This window comes from Pseudomonas sp. IPO3778, from assembly GCF_013386825.1.
Lineage (GTDB): Bacteria > Pseudomonadota > Gammaproteobacteria > Pseudomonadales > Pseudomonadaceae > Aquipseudomonas.
Map to the genome: position 1 here is coordinate 114,645 of NZ_JACARC010000017.1, position 19,391 is coordinate 134,035.

The following is a 19,391-nucleotide window of genomic DNA, read 5'->3' on the forward strand; positions in this document are numbered from 1 at the left end:
CCTATGAAGTTCAATATAGTTATAATTGATGACCATCCAATCGTACTCCTTGGAACTAAGATTGTTCTGGAGAAGAACTCGACATATAAAGTCACGGGCACATTTGTAGACTTTGATGGGTTAGAAACCTTTTTAAACGACAATACTTGCGACCTAATAATTACCGACTTTTCCTTACCAAACGCCACATTAGATGGGCTTAATCTAATTGAAAGAATTCGGCGGATATATAGTGATATTCCATTAATTGTGTTAACAAGTCTGCAAAATGCGTCCCTCGTTTTAAAATCGCTGGACTATGGAGTATCAGCAATTGTAGAAAAAAGTGAACATATAAACGAGCTAATGAATTCAATAAAAAAGGTAATTGACGGAGAGGTGTACATTAGTCCATTTTTTACAAAAAAAATTGCTGATGTATCATTGAATGCTGGGGCTGATTTATTGTCCACTCTGTCCCCAAAAGAAACTGAGGTCATTAGATTACTCTCAGCTGGTATGTCGCCAAATGATGTAGCCACTAAATTATGCAGAAGCATAAAGACAATAAGTTGGACAAAAGTATCAGCAAAACGAAAATTAAAAATTACCTCAGATGCTGAGCTATATCAGTACGCTAAAGAAATTCTCTAAAATGAAAGCTATTCTAGGGAATAGCTTTAGAGTAAAAGGCGAAATCTTTACGGTCATGTAAAAATCTTGCATACCTAACTCACTCATAAGTGAGTGTGTATGTAGTAGATACGTTAACAAGACCGGCAGTCATAACACCGGTCTTGTAATATTGAGCAATGAAAGGGATAGTTACACCTAAGCCAGCTCCGGATGAAGCAGTTGTACTGATCAAAGTCTTCACCCCTAACGGAAAAACAGAACTTGATTCGCTTGTTCCTTTCAATAGCTGAATACCAACCCCTGTGGCCATATTCGTACCCACCGAGTTACTTAGAATGTTGCTTGTTGCACCTCCGTTATTGGCTATGCTCAAATTAACATTTATCCCATAATCGCATGATAAAATTATATTAAAATTATTTGACTTATCACTAACTAACGGAATTCCGTTCTGCCCAAAATCTGTCTTAGCAACAGGAGGTAAGGCTAAATTAATAGTTGCTGCGCTAGTTTGAGTACAGGCTCTGGCAGTCACAGTGAATGCGCTAACAGTATTTTGGACGAATTTTGTACCTCCCACCGTAAATGTTGACATTAAACTGCGATCAAATGTTCCATTTTGTACAGTACCACCAGTTGTAACTACATCCGCCCCCCAGTAGTAATTACCATTGTTGTACCAGTTCCAAGATGGAGAGCTATCCTGCCCGGTTATTGTTGACTGACTAGTAAAAACATAATATTTTCCACTATTATCTCGCCTGTAAAACCTGATGCCTATCCCAGCAATATTTGTAGGAAAAACGTTATTCAATCCTCCAGCGGTCACAGTTGTACCAGTGCCGTTGTAAAGATAACTGTTGGTACCAGTGCACGTAGCAAAAGCACCAGGAGAAGCCGCTACTTCACCGGTTGTTAAGACTGTCCCAGCAGCTGCGTTAATTGGAACACTTATGGTACTGGTACTAAGTACAATATTACGTTCTTGTAAATAGTAACCCGAATTAAAACTGCAGCTAGCATTGGCGTTCAATATCAAACCAAAACCAAAAGCGAACGGAATTAGAATTTTCATCATTTAGTTCATCGCACTCTTAAATTCAGTTTTGAACATTATAGTGTGGCTTTAAATGCATCATCTCTCAGCATTTGGTCTGTGATACAGATCAAATGCATATCTCATTGTACTCAGGATATATGGCATCCCCTTTGCGTGGCGTCGTACTTACCTCATAGTTGACTAAACATTTTTCATCATTCCGCTGCCCCCATTTTACTTGCAGTGTCCCTTTAGTAGAACTGACTCTTAAAAATAATCTGCCCTCTTGGCCGATCCAAGTCATTGAACCAGTCCCTATGTCTTTTACTTCAGATCCAACCGGTATAGCTCCGCCATTTAATTTATTTAATTTTAAAATTACTGGCGCTCCTGTTTTGGTCGAAAATTTCAGTTTAACTATCGAGCCGTATCGCGGTACAACTGCTTGCGATGTCGCATCCAATTCAACGTTTTCCGATATACCCCTTGGATTTATCGAAACTTGGTTCTCCCTGTATGGCATCAAGTTAGATACGACTCCAAATCCATTTTTTCCAATTACTCCACCACCAGTGTTTGACAGTTTGGCGCCTTCAGCCCCTTCAGCTTGAATGAGTACTCGTGTTTCTCCTTGTTGGCGACTAAAGCTAATACCATCAGAATACGCTGTAAAGCTGCCATTAACCCCAATGCTTTTTTGATTATAGTTGGATCCGGCGCTATAACTAGCCATATAACTCGCGTAAGGGTTCTGATATTGCAAGTTAACTCCGTGACTGTTATCACTCGTTTGTTCATCAATATTTTTGCCCGCATACAGACCATAATTCAGGTCAGCTTCATCACCGATAGTTCCTGAAATATTATTTTGAATACTTCTTGAACCTTGATCACTGTAGTTAACGGATGTATGCAAATAAGTAGATCCACGTCCACCCAGAGGTATCGACAAACTTAAAGTATATTCGTTTTCTATAATACCTAAATTTGAACGTGCCCTACTAGCGGATACATCCATACTACCCCAATTGAAAGCATTAGAATAACCTGCCTGATAAGCCACATCGCTCCCATAGGACTTATTCCAATAATTTTGAGCTGATCCCGTAATGTAGATGCTCCCCAGCCTACGACCCAACGGCTGGCTAATATTTAATTGAGCCCTACTTCTCTGAGGATATGCCATAATACTTTCATCAGTTTTCCTAGCTGCAAAATCTGCAAAGGACATATACCCAGGGCTGGAAAATCTATAGCTGGCTACTGTAAAATTAGTTTTCGTTAATTCTATAATTTTGTTATATGTTATCCTGTAGCTGTTGCCTTTTGTATTTCCAGTGCCATCATCGAGGCGCGTCGTGAAACTAGCTCTCGAATGAGTAATATCTAAAGCCAAAGAACCTATTTTTGTGTTTACCGCTACACCTGCCTGCCCAGAAAAATAATCTTCTGAAAAAATGCTCCCCAAATATCCGGTATATGTATCCGATAGCCCTCTCTGCAAAGTACTTTGCATAAAGTAAGGAGCATTTTCTAATTTCTTGCCTCTATAACGCCCCCCAGTAATATTAAACTTTGTCGTCCCCGGTCTTAACAGCTGAACCGCGCTAGAATAAGGAACCGTGAACGTTCTACTTCTACCATCGGATTCAACTATCGATACATCCAAATCTCCTGCATAGCCCGTACTGAACAACTGGTCTATGACAAAAGGTCCGGGCGGAACGGACGACTGATATATTATGCTCTCACCTTGCCGTACCGTTACTTGTGCGTTTGACTGTGCAACACCTCGAATTGTGGGAGCGAATCCTCTCTGAGAGTCCGGAAGCATACGGTCATCGCTGGCTATTTGAAAACCAGTATAAGGCACACTATCGAATAAATCAGACGCGGTATAGTATTCACCTACAGTTAATTGCGATTTAATTCCTGTGACGTCTCGCTGAGCGTAAGAACTAATCGCGTCGTATGTACTAGTCGATTTATAATTTTCAATTTGACTTTTATTATAACTCCCATTGTGTCTCAGTCTCCACTCTCCATAATTTAATCCCACCGTTAATCCAGCAGTAAATTGGCTTTGTCTTGAACCGCCACTTTCTGAATCAAATGAATTCAGACTATAGTCTAAAAATCCTGCATTTATACCCGACTTCCATTCTTTCGGATCAATACTACTGAAATCTTTTTTTTGCAGATAAGCCTGTGGAATTGTTAAAAAAGCTTTAAGATTAAATATGTCTATCTCGACAGAGGAGTTAGGCACTAACTCGGAAATAAAAACACACGAGCTATTCAATTTTTTGTTTGAGTCTTTTTTGACTATGCTCAATTTATTAAAATCTATACCAAGGTTTGAAATCTGTTTTTTTTCAAAGCAATACAAGTTTCTATTTTTTTTTCTTGTAGCCTCTAACACCGTTACTGTCTTTCTACCGATTCTTTCATTGTTAACAAAAACATCCAAACTATAGCTTCCAGGAATGACGTAATTCTTTTTTGAGAACATTGTTAAATCAACAGACCTGCCAGTTTTGTCTTGTAAAAAAGTAGGATTAAATTCAGTATTGCTATATTGGTCTAGATTCCCGTCTTCAGCCTTAACACTGAACGCACAAGACAGTAATTGAAAAAAAACTAAATATATAAATTTAATAAAATTTTTTTCTGTGGCTTTCAATCTCATGATAAAATTAATCTCGCACAAAGGCGTTCAGTCTTTCGCAGACATTAGCAATGCATTTAGTTTGAATTAGTTTGAGTTTTTTTGAGATCCGCTTCAAAACTAGGCCCTGGTCCAAAGTCGTTCATCCATATGTATTTAACTTTTAACGCCCCACTACTTGCAGAAAATTTCTTTATATCTACTCTCTTCTCACTAAAAGGCCTTATCATAAATCCATCAATTAAGTCCTTACTTTTTTTGCCTAAAATTTCAACTTTTGTATAAGAAACGTAGTATGGTGACGGATTATTTATCACTAACTCGCAATTACCACTTTTATCTATATCAAGACTCCAAATTACTTTTTTTACTGCTTGCTCTAAAGAGATTAATAAATTAGAAGGTCTATAAAAAAGCTTAAGTCTATTTCGAAGAGCTATTTGCAGATAATTTTTTGACTTATCCTCCGGTAGCGCCGGAATCTCCAGCGCATTGAACCAAAATATTGATTCCCTATCGCTCGGTAGATTGGCGCCTGTGAAGATAATCCTGATTGTCTGTCCTTTTTTCTCGTCTAAACGAAAAATAGGTGGGGTTAATAAAAATGGTGCTTTAGCGTCTTGTGGCTTTGCATCAGTATCTCCATCATCAATCCAAGACTGCATTAGCACGGGCCCCGTACCTACGTTCGTAAGTTGGAGCGTTATCTCTCGCTCTGTTGCTGGATATATCAAACGAGTAGCATTAATTTGAACGGACGCAAAAATTTTACCAGTTGTAAAAGTCAAAAAAAATGCAATGACTATTACTTTAAAATTTATATCTTTCATTGAGACACTCTAATCGTATTTTCGAAACGCCCGAGAGTCACCTCGGGCTTGATACTACTGGTACGACAAAGTAAAGTTAGCAGAGGCCGTGAGGTCACCTACAGTCGTATTGGCAGTTTCAGCATAATACTGAGCGTAGTACTGAAGGTTCGCAGTTCCTGTAGAACTTGCCACTACTCGCCTTGCTGCAGCAGAAGTTTCATCATCTGTCTGGATGTTAATAACGTTACGATTCTGATCAAGTATTTGCACAGAAGCGCTGGTTGCTGATTCTGTTGTCATATTTTTTAGGTTCCCGCTCGATGTTGTATTTGCATCGGGAGTGAACCTTGCGGTAACTCCTAAAGCCGCGTCACAACCTGTCACGTTGATTATAAAACCCGTAGTTCCTGACGTATTGGCTAGAACAGCCAATACCGATTTATCCACCGTTGGCAAGCTAATAGTTACCGCTGATGCGCTTACAACACAAGAAGTTTCAGTGACCTTACCGGTAACATTAATTACACCTCCAGATGCAGCCGAAGCTCCGACAGAAACTGCTATGCCCGACGCAAGTAAACATACCGAACTAAACTTTTTAAAATTGAAAGCACTCATGATTTATATATACTCCTATGTGTTTAATCTCAATGCCATTTACTGACTAACCTATGGGATTAGGCTTCATATCATAGCTTTTTGGCTTTTGAAAAAAACCAAGAATATTCTGGTTTTTTATTAGTATATTAAGGGCAATAAACATTCATCGCCACACCGCAAACTTTATCCGTAATTTTTTACATGAGCTACAATCAATTTTAAACTCCATATAAAAACGTCAAACATTAATCCATTGTAGTTAAATCATTACGTATAAATGTTTCTTTTTACTGTTTAAATTAAAGCTTTTTATCTTTGATTACGACCACAGCTTGATTTATATTAAATTTAAAGTCTTTGTTAACAGTACAAGCAACTTATTAAAGCTCGCAATATCCCGAAAAATCATTATTCTTGTAAAATAATTTATCCTTTAGGGAAAGAACAAATCCTCAATCGTGCTGAAATCCAGCCTCAACAACTAGCCCAAGCCCTTCATGAGCCATGATGAGCTTTTCCGACTTTGAATACGCCGGCAAACGTAAGCAAACTCGCCGCGAACGGTTTCTCACCGAGATGGACTATGTCATGCCCTGGGTCATGCCTTGGAACGGATTGCTGAAGCTGATCGAACCGTATTACCCCGAGGGCCAACCCTATCCGTTGGAAACTTATGCTACGCATTCACCTGCTGCAAAACTGGTTCTCCCTGAGCGACCCAGCGATGGAAGAGGCACTGTATGAAATCACGCCCATACTCCAGTTCGCGGGTTTGAGTCTGAGTGCGCCAATCCCTGAAGACACCACGATCATGAACTTCCGGCACTTGCTGGAGAAACATAAGCTCGCGCTGCAATCCTCGCTGTCATCAATGGCTATTTGCAGGACAAAGGCCTGTCGCTGCGCCAGGGCACCATCGTCGATGCGACCATTATTCATGCCCCCAGCTCGACAAAGAACGAGGAAGGAAAGCGCGATCTCGATATGCATCAGACGAAGAAAGGTAACCAGTATTTCTTCGGTATGAAGGCCTATATTGGCGCCGATGCATAGTCGCGATTGGTTCATCACGTCCATGGCACCGCTGCCAATGTGGCCGATCTCACGCAGGTCGAGCTGCTGCATGGCGAAGAACACGCGGTGTATACGGACGCTGGATACACCGGTGTCTAGAAACGTGAAGGGCATGAAAATCGCAAAGTGATCTGGCAAGTCGCGGTTCACCGCAGCACCTATTCCAAGTTGAATAGACGCAGCCTGCTGTATAAGGTCCAACGCAAGATCGAGTACTGAAAAGCTCAGACGCGGGCCAAGGTCGAGCACCCTTTTCAGGTGATCAAACTGCAATTTGGTTATGTCAAAGTGCGTTTTAGTGGGCGGATGAGGAGCACCGCTCATCTGACCACGCTGTTCGCTTTATCAAACCTGTGGATGGCTCGAAAACAGCTGATGGGTATGGGCGATTTAAGCGTGCAATACGGAGAAAAGGGCTAACAAACCCGACAAGTTAGTGCGCACGGCACAATTCGTGAGAAATAACGCCGAACGCCACAAGATTTTCAACTTGCCGCGCATTCCCTAGAGAATCTGGGGTGATCCAGAGCGGCGCATTGTTGCTCTAACGAGATGAACGGCGACGGTTGATCCAGCGTTCTATCCGATTTTTTTCAGATACTCTAGCATCACTCGTACATCCTTCAGAAACCCTGCCAGACTCGCGGGCGTTATGGTTGTGTCACCCCGCGCAATATCACTTTCAAGACGCTCCGAGCGTTTGGATAATTCGGATAAACGAAACATACGCAACCCTCCACGTAACCGATGCAGTTGCTCCAGCAACCTCTGCTGATCCTGATGTATAGAAAGGCTACTGATGTAAGCCATATCCACGATGCTGGTTTCAACGAAGCCATCGATCAATTCCTTGAACTCAGGGCTTTCATCCAGTAAGGCGAGCAGCGCTCGAAAATCTGGGTTCACTTCTGTTTCGCTGAGCGGCTCCTGTAAGAGGGCCTTCGAGTCAGGCAGCCATTTCCTTAACGCTTGGCGCAAGGTATTCAAGTTCAGCGGTTTCAACAAACACTCGTCGATCCCTGCTGAAGCGCAGCGTTGCTGCTCCTCCACCAGAATGCTTGCCGTCATTGCCAGGATCGGAAAATGGTGTTGACCATGGAGCTTGCCTCGCACCTTTTGAGCAAGTGAATAGCCGTCCATCACCGGCATATAGCAGTCGGTAATCAACATGCAGTGGGTATGCTCATTGAACTGATGAAGTGCTTCACTACCGTTTGCAGCAATCTCACAATCGAAACCCAATCGGTCAAGTTGACCTTTAATCAACGCCTGATTGATGGGATGGTCCTCTGCCACAAGGATCAGCGGCCGTTGATCAACTCCTGTTCTATGGCTGGAAATTGAATTGTTGATGGTAGTTCCTAATAACTCGTTGCACACGTAAACGACGCTGCCCCACATAAAGGGGTTACTGCTCAAGGTTGGATACCCGGTACCGGTATCTTGCCACCCAGATAATATCGGAATATCCCTAACCTCTATAGGGAGTCCGCTTGACACCTCTTGGATTTTTTCGGGATCGTCAAAGAAGTACAAATCGCAGGAGCTGGTGGAATCGAATTCCGTTGCGGGTACCGAAGTCGCACCGAGCGCCAATAACAGATAGTTGAGTTCTTCCCGGTCCTCACCGTCAGCCAGATCAACGCACACACGCTTGCCTGATAGTGTTCTGGCCTGGTAATCGCCGCTGGACGCGCTGACCGGTAACGCGATAGTTACTTGAGTACCCGTACCCTCCTCACTATCCAGTGTCAGCTCCCCCCCCATCAGCCGCACCAAGTGCTGGCTGATCACTAGACCCAACCCGGTCCCACCATATCGCCGGGTAATTGATGCGTCGCCCTGAGTGAACGGCTTGAAAATCCGCTCTCGTTGCGAATTGCTCATCCCCGGCCCGGTGTCATTAACCGAGATCGCAAGGTTCTGTGCATCCGACGTTGAACGGGTAACGGCGACTTTTACCAATACTGTTCCGACAGCGGTGAACTTTATCGCATTGCTTAAAAGGTTGAGCAGGATCTGGCGAAGGCGCATGTCGTCTACATCAATACTGCTCGCCAATGCAGGACTAATGACCACCCTCACTCGAAGTCCTTTCGCGTGCGCCTGATGCGCCATGATCCCCATAACACTGCTGATTAAGGCCCGAAGATCCGTTTTCTGGTGATGGAGTTGAAATTGGTTAAACTCGATCTTTGACAGATCGAGTACATCGTTGAGCACCGTCATCAAAGACTTCGCTGACTCGTCAATCATCTGCATAATTTGCTGCTGATCGGGACTCATGGACTTGGAGTGCAGCAACTCCAGAAGGCCAAGGATACCATTCATAGGAGTACGTATTTCGTGGCTCATTGTCGCCAGAAATTGAGATTTCGCATGCGCCGCTTCTTCCGCAGCTTCTTTGGCCAGGGATAGCTTCAAGGACTTCTCCCTAGCCTCGGTAACATCCACCCATACACCATTCCAAATTACCGAACCGGAAGAGGTATCTCCTGGTACTGCGTCAACACGCACGTGCATTTCACGGCCCTTTGCCCGACAACGGAAAAAAGCACGCATGGGTTGTTGGCTTGCAGCTTTACTCTCCATGTCAGCCATCAGAACCAAAAGGTCATCAGGGTGAATGGTGTCAAAAAGCAGCGCAGAGTCAGCTAAAACGTCGTCAATTTTACTACCCAACAGCTCCTCAATAGGGCCTGCGAGATAACTAAATACTGGCAACTGCCTAGGCACCTGGTGGGCTTCAAATACCCCAACCAAAAGATTAGTGGTGATGCGGTCCAAACGTGCCTCAAGTGACTTTGCCCGCTCATCGACCTGTCGAATATGAGTAATATCAACCAATGTCACCATCACTCCGGCCAGCGACTGATTAGCGCGATAAAAAGGCTTCATCCAGTACAGCCAAGTACGCATTTCTCCTCGACCGTTACTCATGGTGAACTCCGATTGGAAGTTCTCACGTTTTCTCATTACCTGAGTGGCGAGCTCATCAATAGTAATGGACCAGTCCCCTGGATAATGCTGGGTTTCTAACGTAGTTTTACCAAGCAACTCATTTTTATTGACTGAAAACGCCGCCTCGTAAGCATGGTTGATCAGAAAATAGCGCTTATCTACATCCTTGACAACGACTGGATATGGGTAGGTCTCGATCAGCGCGTCACGTAACTGCAGCTGGTCGCCTACAGCGCGCTCCGCATCACGGCGTTGGTCGATTTCTTTGCGCAAACGACGATAGAAAAAAGCCAACAACAAACCGATTGAGATCACAACTAAAATGGCAACTCCAAGCGATTGTTTAATTGCAATCCAAGAGACTCCCTCCTGTTGAGTTGTGTGTAGCCATTTCGTATTGAAGGCCTTACGCTGCTCTTTGGTAACGGTGCGTAATACACGATTGATCAGCGGCACTAATCTTTCGTAGTCGGCGATTACCCCGATAGATAAATCGCCTGATATTTCAGCAGGTGCGACAATTTGCAAAGCTCCTGAGAAGCGCTCAAGCATCAGGGGGTGGATGATCGAGAGGTTTCCTATATAGGCGAATGCGTAACCATCAACGACCATTTGCATAGCCTGGGAAGGAGAGTCTGCAATTTTAATCGAACTAAAAGGTACCAAAGCTTTCAGTTGATCTCGTAGATAAAGGGGATCGCTAACTACGATGGCCTTTCCGTTGAGCTCAGTCAGGCTGGATACCCTAGTCCCGGACGTGACGATGACATTACTTAATGAAATAATAGGTCGCGAGTAAAGCACCTGACCGTAACTACTCTCGGCATATTTGATAGGCAGAATTACGTCAGCCTGTCCCGAGGACATTTTAAACAGCAGCTGTTTCCAGGTAGAGGCAGGAATCAATTCCGTTTTCAATCCCAGCTTGGCAACTACTTCACGCCAATACTCGTCGGCTAAGCCGTCTTCCCTGCCTTTCTTATTAATAAAAGCGACTGGTTTCCAATCAGGATCGTATGCAACCCTCAGGACAGGTAAATTTTCGAGATACTGACGCTCTTCGTCACTTAAAAATAAAGCTGAAGAAGATTGCTTACTGTTCAGCCAACGAGACTCAAGTCTTGAGATGGTAGCGGAAGAAATCCTGTGCACAGCTTTATTGATCAGCGCACCGCGAAGCGCTTCATCCTTCCGAAAAGCAAAACACAACTGCGTTTCGAGTTCCGGAATAGATTGAACTCCCAGCTGCAGGGCGAACAATCCACGCAGAATTGGATAAGCTGCGGCGCCATCTTCAACAATAACGTCAGCACTGCCCACATTTATTAATTTTAGCGCGTCTGTTAAGTTAGCCACTTCTCGTACTGAAGTATTTGGATGCAAAATCTTCAGCCATTCAGCGGCTGAATCACCTTGAACTGTCACAATTCGCAACGTTAGTAAGTCTTCCACGGAGGCCCCACCGACGTTTTTTTCAGAACCAATCATCAATGCAGGAATTTTGAAATATGGTTCCGAAAAGGTTACGCAGGGTGAACGTCGACTGGTCATAGAAACGTCCGCAGCAACATCAATATTTTTTTGACAAAGTGCCGCATCTAGATCCGTTATAGATGTAAATTTTTTAAAAACCAACTTTACCTTCAGCTGCTTAGCTATGGCCGTTAGCAACTCGTTTCCGTAATTAAAGTTAGCGGACGTTTTTTCACTGTCTAATTCAACATCAACGTATCCAACCACCCACTCTTGATTTTGTTCAAGGAAGGTTCGCTCAACCGTGCTAATATCAAATTCATCTGCGTTGCTTGATGCACCGCAGAACAACAAAAAAACTGTCAAAAATAGCACACGCAACACAAAACAGGACGCTACTGATAACAATTCTAATTTATTTTCAAACCGCGTCACCATAATTGAAATGGGAGTTGAAATGCAGCCTCGAATCGTCATTGCAGATGATCATCCGATTATTTTATTAGGTGCGAAAATTATAGTTGAAAAAAACGGCATCGGGGTAGTCGTCGGCACGGCGGAAAGCCCCGAAGAGCTTGAAGTGGTTTTAAAAAACATACCTTGCGATTTGCTGATAACCGACTTCGCCATGCCGCGTAGCCAGCGAGATGGCCTAACAATGCTCGGGCGATTCAGGCGGATTTATCCTGAGCTAAAAATTGTCGTCCTTACTTCACTGCAGAACCCGAGCTTGATTCTTAGCATTCTGAATCTTGGTGTTAGTGGCGTAGTAGAAAAGAATGCGAATCTAGAAGAATTAATAGTAGCGATCAAAACCGTTATAAAGCACAAAACATATATTAGCCCTTATTTCCGTAAAGCATTGGCCGACGCCTCGATCTTAAATCCTGACAGCGCTCTAATAAAACTTTCACCTAAAGAACTTGAAGTCGTTCGACTTTTAGCAACAGGCTTGGGCCCGACACAAGTCGCAGAAAGGCTCTCTAGAAGTATTAAAACAGTAAGCTGGACAAAAATATCAGCAAAAAAAAAGCTAGGGATCACAACAGATGCAGATCTCTATCAATATGCCCGCAGCACAAACCTTAGCGAATAGTGCACTACACATTCATCCCGATACCATCCCGACAGGAAGTGATGAAATAGGAAGACCTACCGAATTTCTGAGCCCCAAGTTCGCATTATCCACAGATATGCCAGAGTCTTCCTACATATTTTCTATGGCATCTGATTCTACCAAACCACATGAGGCTCCACGGCTTTCGCTCACCTTTTCGAGACCGGGCCTGTGGGTCAACGAACTATCCCAGAGAGGTATGTGAGCAAGCGTTAGCACACGTACGTCAAGACAAAGCCGAGGCGGCATGTTTTAGAGGGGACTTTTTCGAAAAACGCCGCGCAATGATGACCGATTGGGCTGAATAGCCTGAAGTTTGCCGCCCCTTCATTTAGTGACTGGTCGGGAAAATGCCCTCACAATGAAAGGACGGCTTGCGAAATGACGCTGGCGCGTGATGAGCGTGACAAGATGGAGCGTACTTGTTCGCAAGCACCTCAATCGAAGTAAGCTCATTTACTACCTGAGAACCCGGAAGCTGAGAGATGGAATGATGTCGCACTCTGAAGAATACGTAGAGCCTGAAAGTGTATTAACGGTATTAGAAAACACAACCACACAGAAAATAACAGCCAGCCTCATTAGCAACCTCGAAGAGCTTCAAGCGGTTCTTTACCCAGGTTCAGATTTGAAAAAGAAGCTAGCCAGCATTCGAAAAAATATAGAAACCCTGGCATTCACCAAAGACTGCTTAGCAACAGATAACAGCAAGATAACAATGGACATAGGAACATGGCAGCAACAAACAGAAACTGCCTTTAACTGCGCATGCGTTTATACAGTCATGACCCAGATAGAAATACACAACAAAAACCTAGTGAACGCAATGGCGGCAACTGAAAGAGCCGCATACTTCTACGGCTTAGCTAGTGGCTTTGCACATCACCGCAAAACGACTGCTATCGAAAAAGCACGGAAGGCAGGGTTTGCAAAATCCGCCATTCAACAGAAAATAGTTGAAAAAATAGTTGAGCTTCTAACTTTGGAAAAACCAAGACTTGGATGGCAAGGAATCTCTCATGTAGCGGAATCAATCAGCACAACGCTATCCGCATTCATATCAGAGGAATTAAAAATCCAAAAGCTGGACAAAAATGCGATTCATGCTGTCATCTATAACACCATTGAAGACAACGCAAACGCAAAAACCACTTATATTAAAAACGCCAATAAACGCCAGCGTTAAGTTGGGCATGAAGACTTGATAAGCTTAGCCACCTGGATTCAGCATTGCGGGGTCAAAAACCCCGCTCGCCCCCACGCCCTTGCTTAGTGTAACCCCAAACCCCTGCCCCTCCACTGGGGCACAGATTGATTAAAAGTCCACCTGTACCATACCCCACTTGAACGACTCCACGCATCTGAAGTAATGCCAGCGCATCATCTAACCGCTTCTTTTCTCGGAGCCGACTAGGGCCATACTGCCGGACAATGTTTTTTCTTATGAAAGGCTCGTGCATGCCACACTTACTAACCAGCCAATCCACAAGTTCGTTTACATCGTTCTCTTTCTGCCCCTCTACATCGAACAATTTCAGGAACTCATTCGAGTACCACTTACCAATGCTTATCGCTATATTTAATGTAGAAACTGAAATATCCCCTTCAAACTTTTCAAAGCAATGAAACAGCGCTGCTAAACGGGCAATGTTATCTGCCAATTTTGATGCATGATCGCTTGCTGACTTAAAACGACCGATCTGACCGATCTGTGTTTCTATCTCATTGCCAAGCTGTACCCAGCGCTGAGCAGCCTCAAGCGAAAAACTAATGACCTCTCTTCGCTGCTTGTTTTTCCCTAGTAGCTCAATATTTCGCTCGACATAGTGACAAAGTCGCTCAGAAAACAACTCAGAGTGTTCTTTGTTTATTGCGACACCGTCAATACGACGACTACCTTGTGTCGACGCTGGCTGGCAGACCAGAAACCGAGCCCAAAGACCTGAGCCGCGAGAGGTTTCACCTCGTACCTGCATATAACCTGTAAAAGCACTTTCCTGCACCATTAAAGACACTGTAAGGCGAGCATCATCGAGTTGATAACTTTCAGTAGTCACTCGATCAACTACCACTGAGTCGCCACTCCAAATTGAATTCTGTTTAGTCAAATCATTTAACGCCGGCCCATTTAATACGCCAGCTCCTTCGCCCGAGATCAATCCTGCACTGGGAAAGTCCTGATGCAATCCGCGAAAAAGCGCCTGAGAGGTCGAATCTTCGTACAGCATTTTGAACTTTCTAGGTTTCTTTGGGTTCATTGCGGCATGCTCAAAAAGCCGTCGTTCATCTTCAGTCGTATCCGCGCCCTTGTTGACACGATTGACAATATTTCTTTGAATCGTTTTATCTTTCAACTCCCATATTTTTAGTTTGGTTTTCCATACTGAAAGCTCGCCAGCATAACGATCGGCCATTTGATCTTGAATCCGTCGAAGCCCAGCAAGGAATATATTTTCAACCGTGGACTTTCTCTCGCCCGAATTCGCGATAGTCAGAATCATTAAAGAACAAGGAACAGTACCGCCATTTGGCTTTTTTACATCGTACAACCCCTGCAACCCTACCGACATCGCCGTGAGCGCAGAAGAGAATATGAGCGGTAGTGGAGCCTTAACATTTGCACTCACCTCATGTACCGCTGCGCTGATCAGTGACAGGCCAATTAGACTTGGAAATTCACCTGAGTCAATTGCAGAAAAATTCAAATAGTTTCTATACATCTTCCGTTCTCGCTCTACTTGTCTGTGACATCAACTGTCTGTTTTATTCAATTTTGATTTGATCCAATCCGATATATCAGCCTCAAGCCATCCGACAGCGGCACCTCCGAGGCTGACTGGGCGGGGAAACGTCCGGTCATGGCGAGGGGAATGCTCGTTCAACCGGTCGTATATAGTCGAACGACTCAGTCCCACTCGGTCCATTACGTGTTTCAGCCTGAGAACTCTCAGGGCTGGTGTGCTGGTGTTTTCGTGATCCATATTGATGGCCTCCAAAGCTCGGGGGCCAATTTAACGGGATTGTCTGTTTTTGTACGCCAGGTGCTTAAAGTAATGTTTTAAGACCCAAAAACCGCGCTGCAAGCCTTTATCTATAAGGCTTACAGCCAGTTTTCGGAAAAATATAACGTGCACCAAATACTGACAGACTCCGTTGCTACTCCCGCTACCAGTAGCGGGAGTAGCGGTAGGGACGTATGCCAGACTTGCATCACACCGCATGAAGCCTCCCGGTGGTGGACCAGGACATCCTCAGCGAAAAATGACCGCTGCTCACGGCTTAAAATGAGCGGCGCCGCCAGCGTCGCCCCTTGATCAGGCGACGTGTGCCTGTAGGTCCCATATAAACAATATTCAGGCCTGAATCATCACCGTGAATGACCAGCGTTATGCCCTTGCGCATAACTCGATAACTTATCATCGGACTGAAAATATGCTGATTACATGCCCTAACTGTCACTCCACACACGTATCAACCAAAGACCTCGGCAAGAAAACTGGTGGAACTATCGGTGTAATCGGTGGAGGAACTAGTGGTGTTGCCGGAGCCATTAAAGGAGCAGAACTTGGCGCTGCAATAGGAATAACCGGTGGTCCACTGGGCATCACATTAGGTGGTATCGCCGGTGCGATTCTTGGGGGACTAATTGGTGCTGGTGCCGGAGGCATGGCTGGTGCTGCTATTGGCGAACAGATTGATGATCGAATATTCAACAACTACCACTGCGCCCAGTGTCATTACCAATTCAGCCTTTAAACAATCTCAGTAACAAATACTTCCGGAGTTTCACCATGGCACACCTCATTGATCAAATGGCTTACATCGGAGCTACCCCTTGGCATGGCCTAGGCAGCCGCCTCACTGAAAAACAACCATTGGAAGTGTGGCAACGAGAAGCCGGTATGAACTGGCAGATCCAAGAAAGCCCGGTGCATTACAGAGCTGATAGTGTCGGTCCACTGGGTAGCATTCACTCCTTCCCTGAACAGAAGGTGCTGTTTCGCTCCGACACCAAGGCACCACTGTCGGTGGTTTCACAGCGCTACCAGGTGGTCCAGCCCCGTGAGGCTCTGGAGTTTTATCGAGACCTGACCGAACGCTCTGGCTATGAGCTGGAAACCGCTGGCGTGTTGAAAGGTGGGCGCAAGCTCTGGGCGCTGGCGCGCACCGGGCAGTCGACTGCGATCAAAGGCAATGACGTAGTGAATGGCTACCTGCTGTTGGCCACCTCTTGCGACGGCACGCTCGCCACCACCGCAACGCCGACCACCATTCGTGTGGTCTGCAATAACACCCTGACGATTGCCATCAACGGCGCCAGCCCGGCGATCAAAGTACCGCACAGCACGCGCTTCGATCCGCGTGCCGTCAAACAGCAATTGGGGATCACCGTGTCGCAGTGGGACGATTTTATGTACCGCATGCGCGCACTCGCCGCACGCCCCGTAAAAGATCATGAAACCAACGACTACCTGCGCAGTGTGTTGTGTGAAGCACACACCGGTAAGCCCGAGCATGCGGGGCTCTCGAATGAGCGAGCTTTAAACAAGGTGTTGAACATGTATCAGGGCCAGGGCCGAGGCGCGGAGTTGGCAGCCGCGAAAGGGACAGCCTGGGGGCTACTCAATGCGGTTACCGAGTATGTCGATCACGAACGCCGGGCACGCAGTAATGAATACCGCATGGACACCGCGTGGTTTGGCCAGGGCGCGGTCATCAAACAGCGAGCACTCAACGGCGCATTGCAATTGGTGGCATGAGGGGATTGCCCCTGATCAACCTATTAACTCACCCAGAATCGGAAGCGAAGATATGACTCCCCACTGCCTTATCTGCGAATCAGTAGCGGTGCTCTCCAAGGAAAACGCCAACACAGCTGTCATGCTCATTGGGACCATTGAGAGTGTATTAAGCAGCATGAACCAAGACTCTCCTCCTTTTGCTGGCGGCATCAGACCGCAAGCAAGGCATGAGAGTCATTTGGTACAGTTCTTAGAGTTGCTAGGTGACGGCATCTCTGCGGCTATAGCTGGATGCAGCTCGATGGTGGCGTTTGCCCAAGACGTGCAGAAATACCAGTTCAGGCGCTATGACTATCTCTGCCTAAGGTGCGGTGCTCTGTTCAACCAGGACTCCAGCAGCGCTCCCCATAACCTGTAAGAGTTATCTCGCGATCACTCCTTCTTCAACCGCTCAGCCAATCGCTCAACCAGCTCCACCACCATCAACCGATCCTCGTGATCCAGCTGCGCCAGCAACCGACTGATCCGATTCGCCTGATCATCGGGACGTGAACTGGCTTCGGTCAACAGATCTGCCACCTCACAATCAAAGATGCTGGCAAACGCCACCAACCGCTCAATATTGGGCACCACCACACCTCGCTCGATCCGGGACACGGCTTCATTGCCGATCCCTAAGCGTTCGGCCACTTCTTCCTGGGTCAAGCCACTGCGAATGCGTTGTTTAGCAATTGCACGGCCCACCACACCCGCCAAAAACGTCTGATCAGTATCCATCACATCCCCTCCCCATCTCAACCTGGATGGTTGGGCATCACCTCATTGACATGAAGAACTCAAAAAGTTGAATATCAACCCAATAGGTTGCTATTCATCTGTTTGTGCCAATAATCAAAAACCAAGGACCTTTTCCATGCCGCAAGCAACAAGCAGTCAACAATGGTTTTACGAAGAAAAAGGCCAGCGCCAGCCGGCCAGTGAACAGCAAATCGTCGAACTGATTCGCTCAGGCAAGCTGACTTACGGCAGCCTTATCTGGAAGATCGGACTGGAAAACTGGATTCAGGTCGAAAAGACCGAGTTTCTCCAACACCTGCAAGCGACCTCACCGCCGCCCCTCACCGGCGCTAACGTCAATAACACGGTGGTCTGGCTACTGGCGTTCGCGCCACTGCTGGGCTACCTGGTAGAGGCCTTTGTCGCTGGAGCCACCGGGGGCGGTCAGCGGGCACTGAGTGAGGGCCATTACTGGTACCTCACCGTGCTCTTGAACATCGCCTTGAGTCTGTTCGATGAAAAGCGCTTGAAGAATGCCGGGCACGAAACCCGCCGCCTCAAGGGCTGGGTGTTTATCGTGCCGGTCTACCTGTACCAACGGGCCAAGATGCTGAATCAGAACCTGGCGTACTTCATCGTCTGGCTCGGCAGCTTCGCGATCACGTTATTCGCTTGATAACGCCTCACTATACCAACGGTGCTTCCTACCATTGTGGAAGCACTCCATGGGATTACAGATGCCTCGATTAACTACCACGGTCGGCTGGGTAAAGCGCATGGCTTTGCGGACGTTGACCATTGCCTTAGACCACCGAGACGGATTACTCCTGACCGCGCTGATCATCGGGCTGGGCGTTCTCGCGGGGATGGATTAAATACCGACCTTCGCGCCTACTCACGCGTATCGCAGCCTGCACCACCTCACACACCAATACGTTCCCCACTACTCGCCTTGTCATCAAGGCGACGGGGACAGTCGCCTCGCATACGCGCGAGCAACGAATCACTTATCTATACAAAGGCATGAAACATGAAATTGCTCAAAATACTAATGTTACCGCTTTTGTTCAGCAGCATCGCCGCGCACGCGGCCAGCTATTGCGACAGTAAAGCGACCCAGCAAGCAACCAACGACTGCTACCGGCAATCCATAATGACTTACAAGAAAGGCATCGATAAGTCGCTGACTGAGCTTATGGCAATGCCTGGGCAAACGGCTCAATCTAAAGAGGCCATCGAGCGGAGCCAAAGCACATGGGAGATCCAAGTGCAAAACACTTGTCAGAACTTTGCCTGCTTTGAATATCAATTCATTGGCCGCTTGACCCAAATCAACAGACTCAAAGAACAGCAAAGCAAAAACAAAGTCAGCGCCCACCCGGTCAAAGCCGATCAGTGCCTGGACGCTTGGGTGCACGCCTATAGGCAAGAGGAAGGAGAAGACGCCATGGTCACTGCCGATCAATCGAGTGAGTGGGAAGACTGGTGCCGTGCAGGCAAGCTGCCTTAGGCG

Annotated in this window: 15 protein-coding genes and 1 pseudogene; 8 read left to right on the forward strand and 8 right to left on the reverse strand. The window is 46.0% G+C overall.

Annotated elements, in window-relative coordinates; all coding sequences use genetic code 11:
- Positions 1-3 precede the first annotated feature (3 nt).
- On the forward strand, positions 4-633 hold the full coding sequence (locus HX855_RS06970; RefSeq protein ID WP_177082866.1) for a response regulator transcription factor: 630 nt from the start codon (positions 4-6) through the stop codon (positions 631-633).
- Positions 634-712: 79 nt separating this feature from the next.
- Here the strand turns inward: HX855_RS06970 and HX855_RS06975 are convergent, their stop codons facing one another.
- The 4 genes from HX855_RS06975 to HX855_RS06990 all read right to left on the reverse strand — a co-directional run bounded on the left by HX855_RS06975 (position 713) and on the right by HX855_RS06990 (position 5,752).
- The gene (locus tag HX855_RS06975) at positions 713-1,690 is read right to left on the reverse strand and encodes a fimbrial protein (protein ID WP_177082868.1); all 978 of its coding nucleotides are present in this window, start codon (positions 1,688-1,690) and stop codon (positions 713-715) included.
- 91 nt (positions 1,691-1,781) lie between these two features.
- Positions 1,782-4,343 carry a fimbria/pilus outer membrane usher protein gene (locus tag HX855_RS06980; RefSeq protein WP_177082870.1) on the reverse strand — a complete coding sequence of 854 codons (2,562 nt, stop codon included), beginning with the start codon at positions 4,341-4,343 and terminating at the stop codon, positions 1,782-1,784.
- Between the two features lie 56 nt (positions 4,344-4,399).
- Positions 4,400-5,152: a molecular chaperone gene (locus HX855_RS06985; RefSeq protein ID WP_177082872.1), complete on the reverse strand. Its 753-nt coding sequence runs from the start codon at positions 5,150-5,152 to the stop codon at positions 4,400-4,402.
- 54 nt (positions 5,153-5,206) lie between these two features.
- Positions 5,207-5,752 (reverse strand): fimbrial protein, encoded by a 546-nt coding sequence (locus tag HX855_RS06990; RefSeq protein ID WP_177082874.1) that lies wholly within the window; start codon positions 5,750-5,752, stop codon positions 5,207-5,209.
- 489 nt (positions 5,753-6,241) lie between these two features.
- Here HX855_RS06990 and HX855_RS06995 point away from each other — a divergent pair.
- Positions 6,242-7,228, forward strand: a pseudogene (locus tag HX855_RS06995) (IS5 family transposase).
- 159 nt (positions 7,229-7,387) lie between these two features.
- On the opposite strand, the gene HX855_RS07000 reads toward HX855_RS06995, so the two are convergent.
- Positions 7,388-11,719 (reverse strand): ATP-binding protein, encoded by a 4,332-nt coding sequence (locus HX855_RS07000; protein WP_256352943.1) that lies wholly within the window; start codon positions 11,717-11,719, stop codon positions 7,388-7,390.
- Here HX855_RS07000 and HX855_RS07005 point away from each other — a divergent pair.
- Entirely contained in the window at positions 11,700-12,338 is a 639-nt protein-coding gene (locus HX855_RS07005) for a response regulator transcription factor (protein WP_177082876.1), read from the forward strand. The two genes, HX855_RS07000 and HX855_RS07005, sit on opposite strands and share 20 nt — an antisense overlap.
- Before the next feature lie 514 nt (positions 12,339-12,852).
- On the forward strand, positions 12,853-13,545 hold the full coding sequence (locus tag HX855_RS07010) for a hypothetical protein (protein WP_177082878.1): 693 nt from the start codon (positions 12,853-12,855) through the stop codon (positions 13,543-13,545).
- Between the two features lie 52 nt (positions 13,546-13,597).
- Here HX855_RS07010 and HX855_RS07015 read toward each other — a convergent pair whose 3' ends face one another.
- Positions 13,598-15,079 carry a YfjI family protein gene (locus HX855_RS07015; RefSeq protein ID WP_177082880.1) on the reverse strand — a complete coding sequence of 494 codons (1,482 nt, stop codon included), beginning with the start codon at positions 15,077-15,079 and terminating at the stop codon, positions 13,598-13,600.
- 30 nt (positions 15,080-15,109) lie between these two features.
- Positions 15,110-15,340: an AlpA family phage regulatory protein gene (locus HX855_RS07020; RefSeq protein ID WP_177082882.1), complete on the reverse strand. Its 231-nt coding sequence runs from the start codon at positions 15,338-15,340 to the stop codon at positions 15,110-15,112.
- Positions 15,341-15,731: 391 nt separating this feature from the next.
- On the opposite strand from HX855_RS07020, the gene HX855_RS07025 reads away from it, so the two are divergent.
- Positions 15,732-16,115 carry a hypothetical protein gene (locus HX855_RS07025; protein WP_375140064.1) on the forward strand — a complete coding sequence of 128 codons (384 nt, stop codon included), beginning with the start codon at positions 15,732-15,734 and terminating at the stop codon, positions 16,113-16,115.
- Positions 16,116-16,150: 35 nt separating this feature from the next.
- Positions 16,151-17,119 (forward strand): DUF932 domain-containing protein, encoded by a 969-nt coding sequence (locus HX855_RS07030; RefSeq protein WP_177082884.1) that lies wholly within the window; start codon positions 16,151-16,153, stop codon positions 17,117-17,119.
- A 414-nt stretch (positions 17,120-17,533) separates the two neighbouring features.
- Here HX855_RS07030 and HX855_RS07035 read toward each other — a convergent pair whose 3' ends face one another.
- On the reverse strand, positions 17,534-17,881 hold the full coding sequence (locus HX855_RS07035; protein ID WP_177082886.1) for a helix-turn-helix transcriptional regulator: 348 nt from the start codon (positions 17,879-17,881) through the stop codon (positions 17,534-17,536).
- 133 nt (positions 17,882-18,014) lie between these two features.
- Between HX855_RS07035 and HX855_RS07040 the strand changes: the two genes are divergently transcribed.
- Positions 18,015-18,554 (forward strand): DUF4339 domain-containing protein, encoded by a 540-nt coding sequence (locus HX855_RS07040; RefSeq protein WP_177082889.1) that lies wholly within the window; start codon positions 18,015-18,017, stop codon positions 18,552-18,554.
- Positions 18,555-18,908: 354 nt separating this feature from the next.
- Positions 18,909-19,388 carry a hypothetical protein gene (locus tag HX855_RS07045; RefSeq protein WP_177082891.1) on the forward strand — a complete coding sequence of 160 codons (480 nt, stop codon included), beginning with the start codon at positions 18,909-18,911 and terminating at the stop codon, positions 19,386-19,388.
- Positions 19,389-19,391: the final 3 nt, after the last annotated feature.

What these genes read in the sequence shown, in the direction of transcription:
- HX855_RS06980 (WP_177082870.1), bottom strand. Translation starts at nt 4,343, where the DNA reads ATGAGATTGAAAGCCACAGAAAAAAATTTTATTAAATTTATATATTTA.
- HX855_RS07015 (WP_177082880.1), bottom strand. Translation starts at nt 15,079, where the DNA reads ATGTATAGAAACTATTTGAATTTTTCTGCAATTGACTCAGGTGAATTT.
- HX855_RS07000 (WP_256352943.1), bottom strand. Translation starts at nt 11,719, where the DNA reads ATGACGATTCGAGGCTGCATTTCAACTCCCATTTCAATTATGGTGACG.
- HX855_RS06985 (WP_177082872.1), bottom strand. Translation starts at nt 5,152, where the DNA reads ATGAAAGATATAAATTTTAAAGTAATAGTCATTGCATTTTTTTTGACT.
- HX855_RS07005 (WP_177082876.1), top strand. Translation starts at nt 11,700, where the DNA reads ATGCAGCCTCGAATCGTCATTGCAGATGATCATCCGATTATTTTATTA.
- HX855_RS07045 (WP_177082891.1), top strand. Translation starts at nt 18,909, where the DNA reads ATGAAATTGCTCAAAATACTAATGTTACCGCTTTTGTTCAGCAGCATC.
- HX855_RS07020 (WP_177082882.1), bottom strand. Translation starts at nt 15,340, where the DNA reads ATGGATCACGAAAACACCAGCACACCAGCCCTGAGAGTTCTCAGGCTG.
- HX855_RS07030 (WP_177082884.1), top strand. Translation starts at nt 16,151, where the DNA reads ATGGCACACCTCATTGATCAAATGGCTTACATCGGAGCTACCCCTTGG.
- HX855_RS07010 (WP_177082878.1), top strand. Translation starts at nt 12,853, where the DNA reads ATGTCGCACTCTGAAGAATACGTAGAGCCTGAAAGTGTATTAACGGTA.
- HX855_RS07040 (WP_177082889.1), top strand. Translation starts at nt 18,015, where the DNA reads ATGCCGCAAGCAACAAGCAGTCAACAATGGTTTTACGAAGAAAAAGGC.
- HX855_RS06990 (WP_177082874.1), bottom strand. Translation starts at nt 5,752, where the DNA reads ATGAGTGCTTTCAATTTTAAAAAGTTTAGTTCGGTATGTTTACTTGCG.
- HX855_RS06975 (WP_177082868.1), bottom strand. Translation starts at nt 1,690, where the DNA reads ATGAAAATTCTAATTCCGTTCGCTTTTGGTTTTGGTTTGATATTGAAC.
- HX855_RS06970 (WP_177082866.1), top strand. Translation starts at nt 4, where the DNA reads ATGAAGTTCAATATAGTTATAATTGATGACCATCCAATCGTACTCCTT.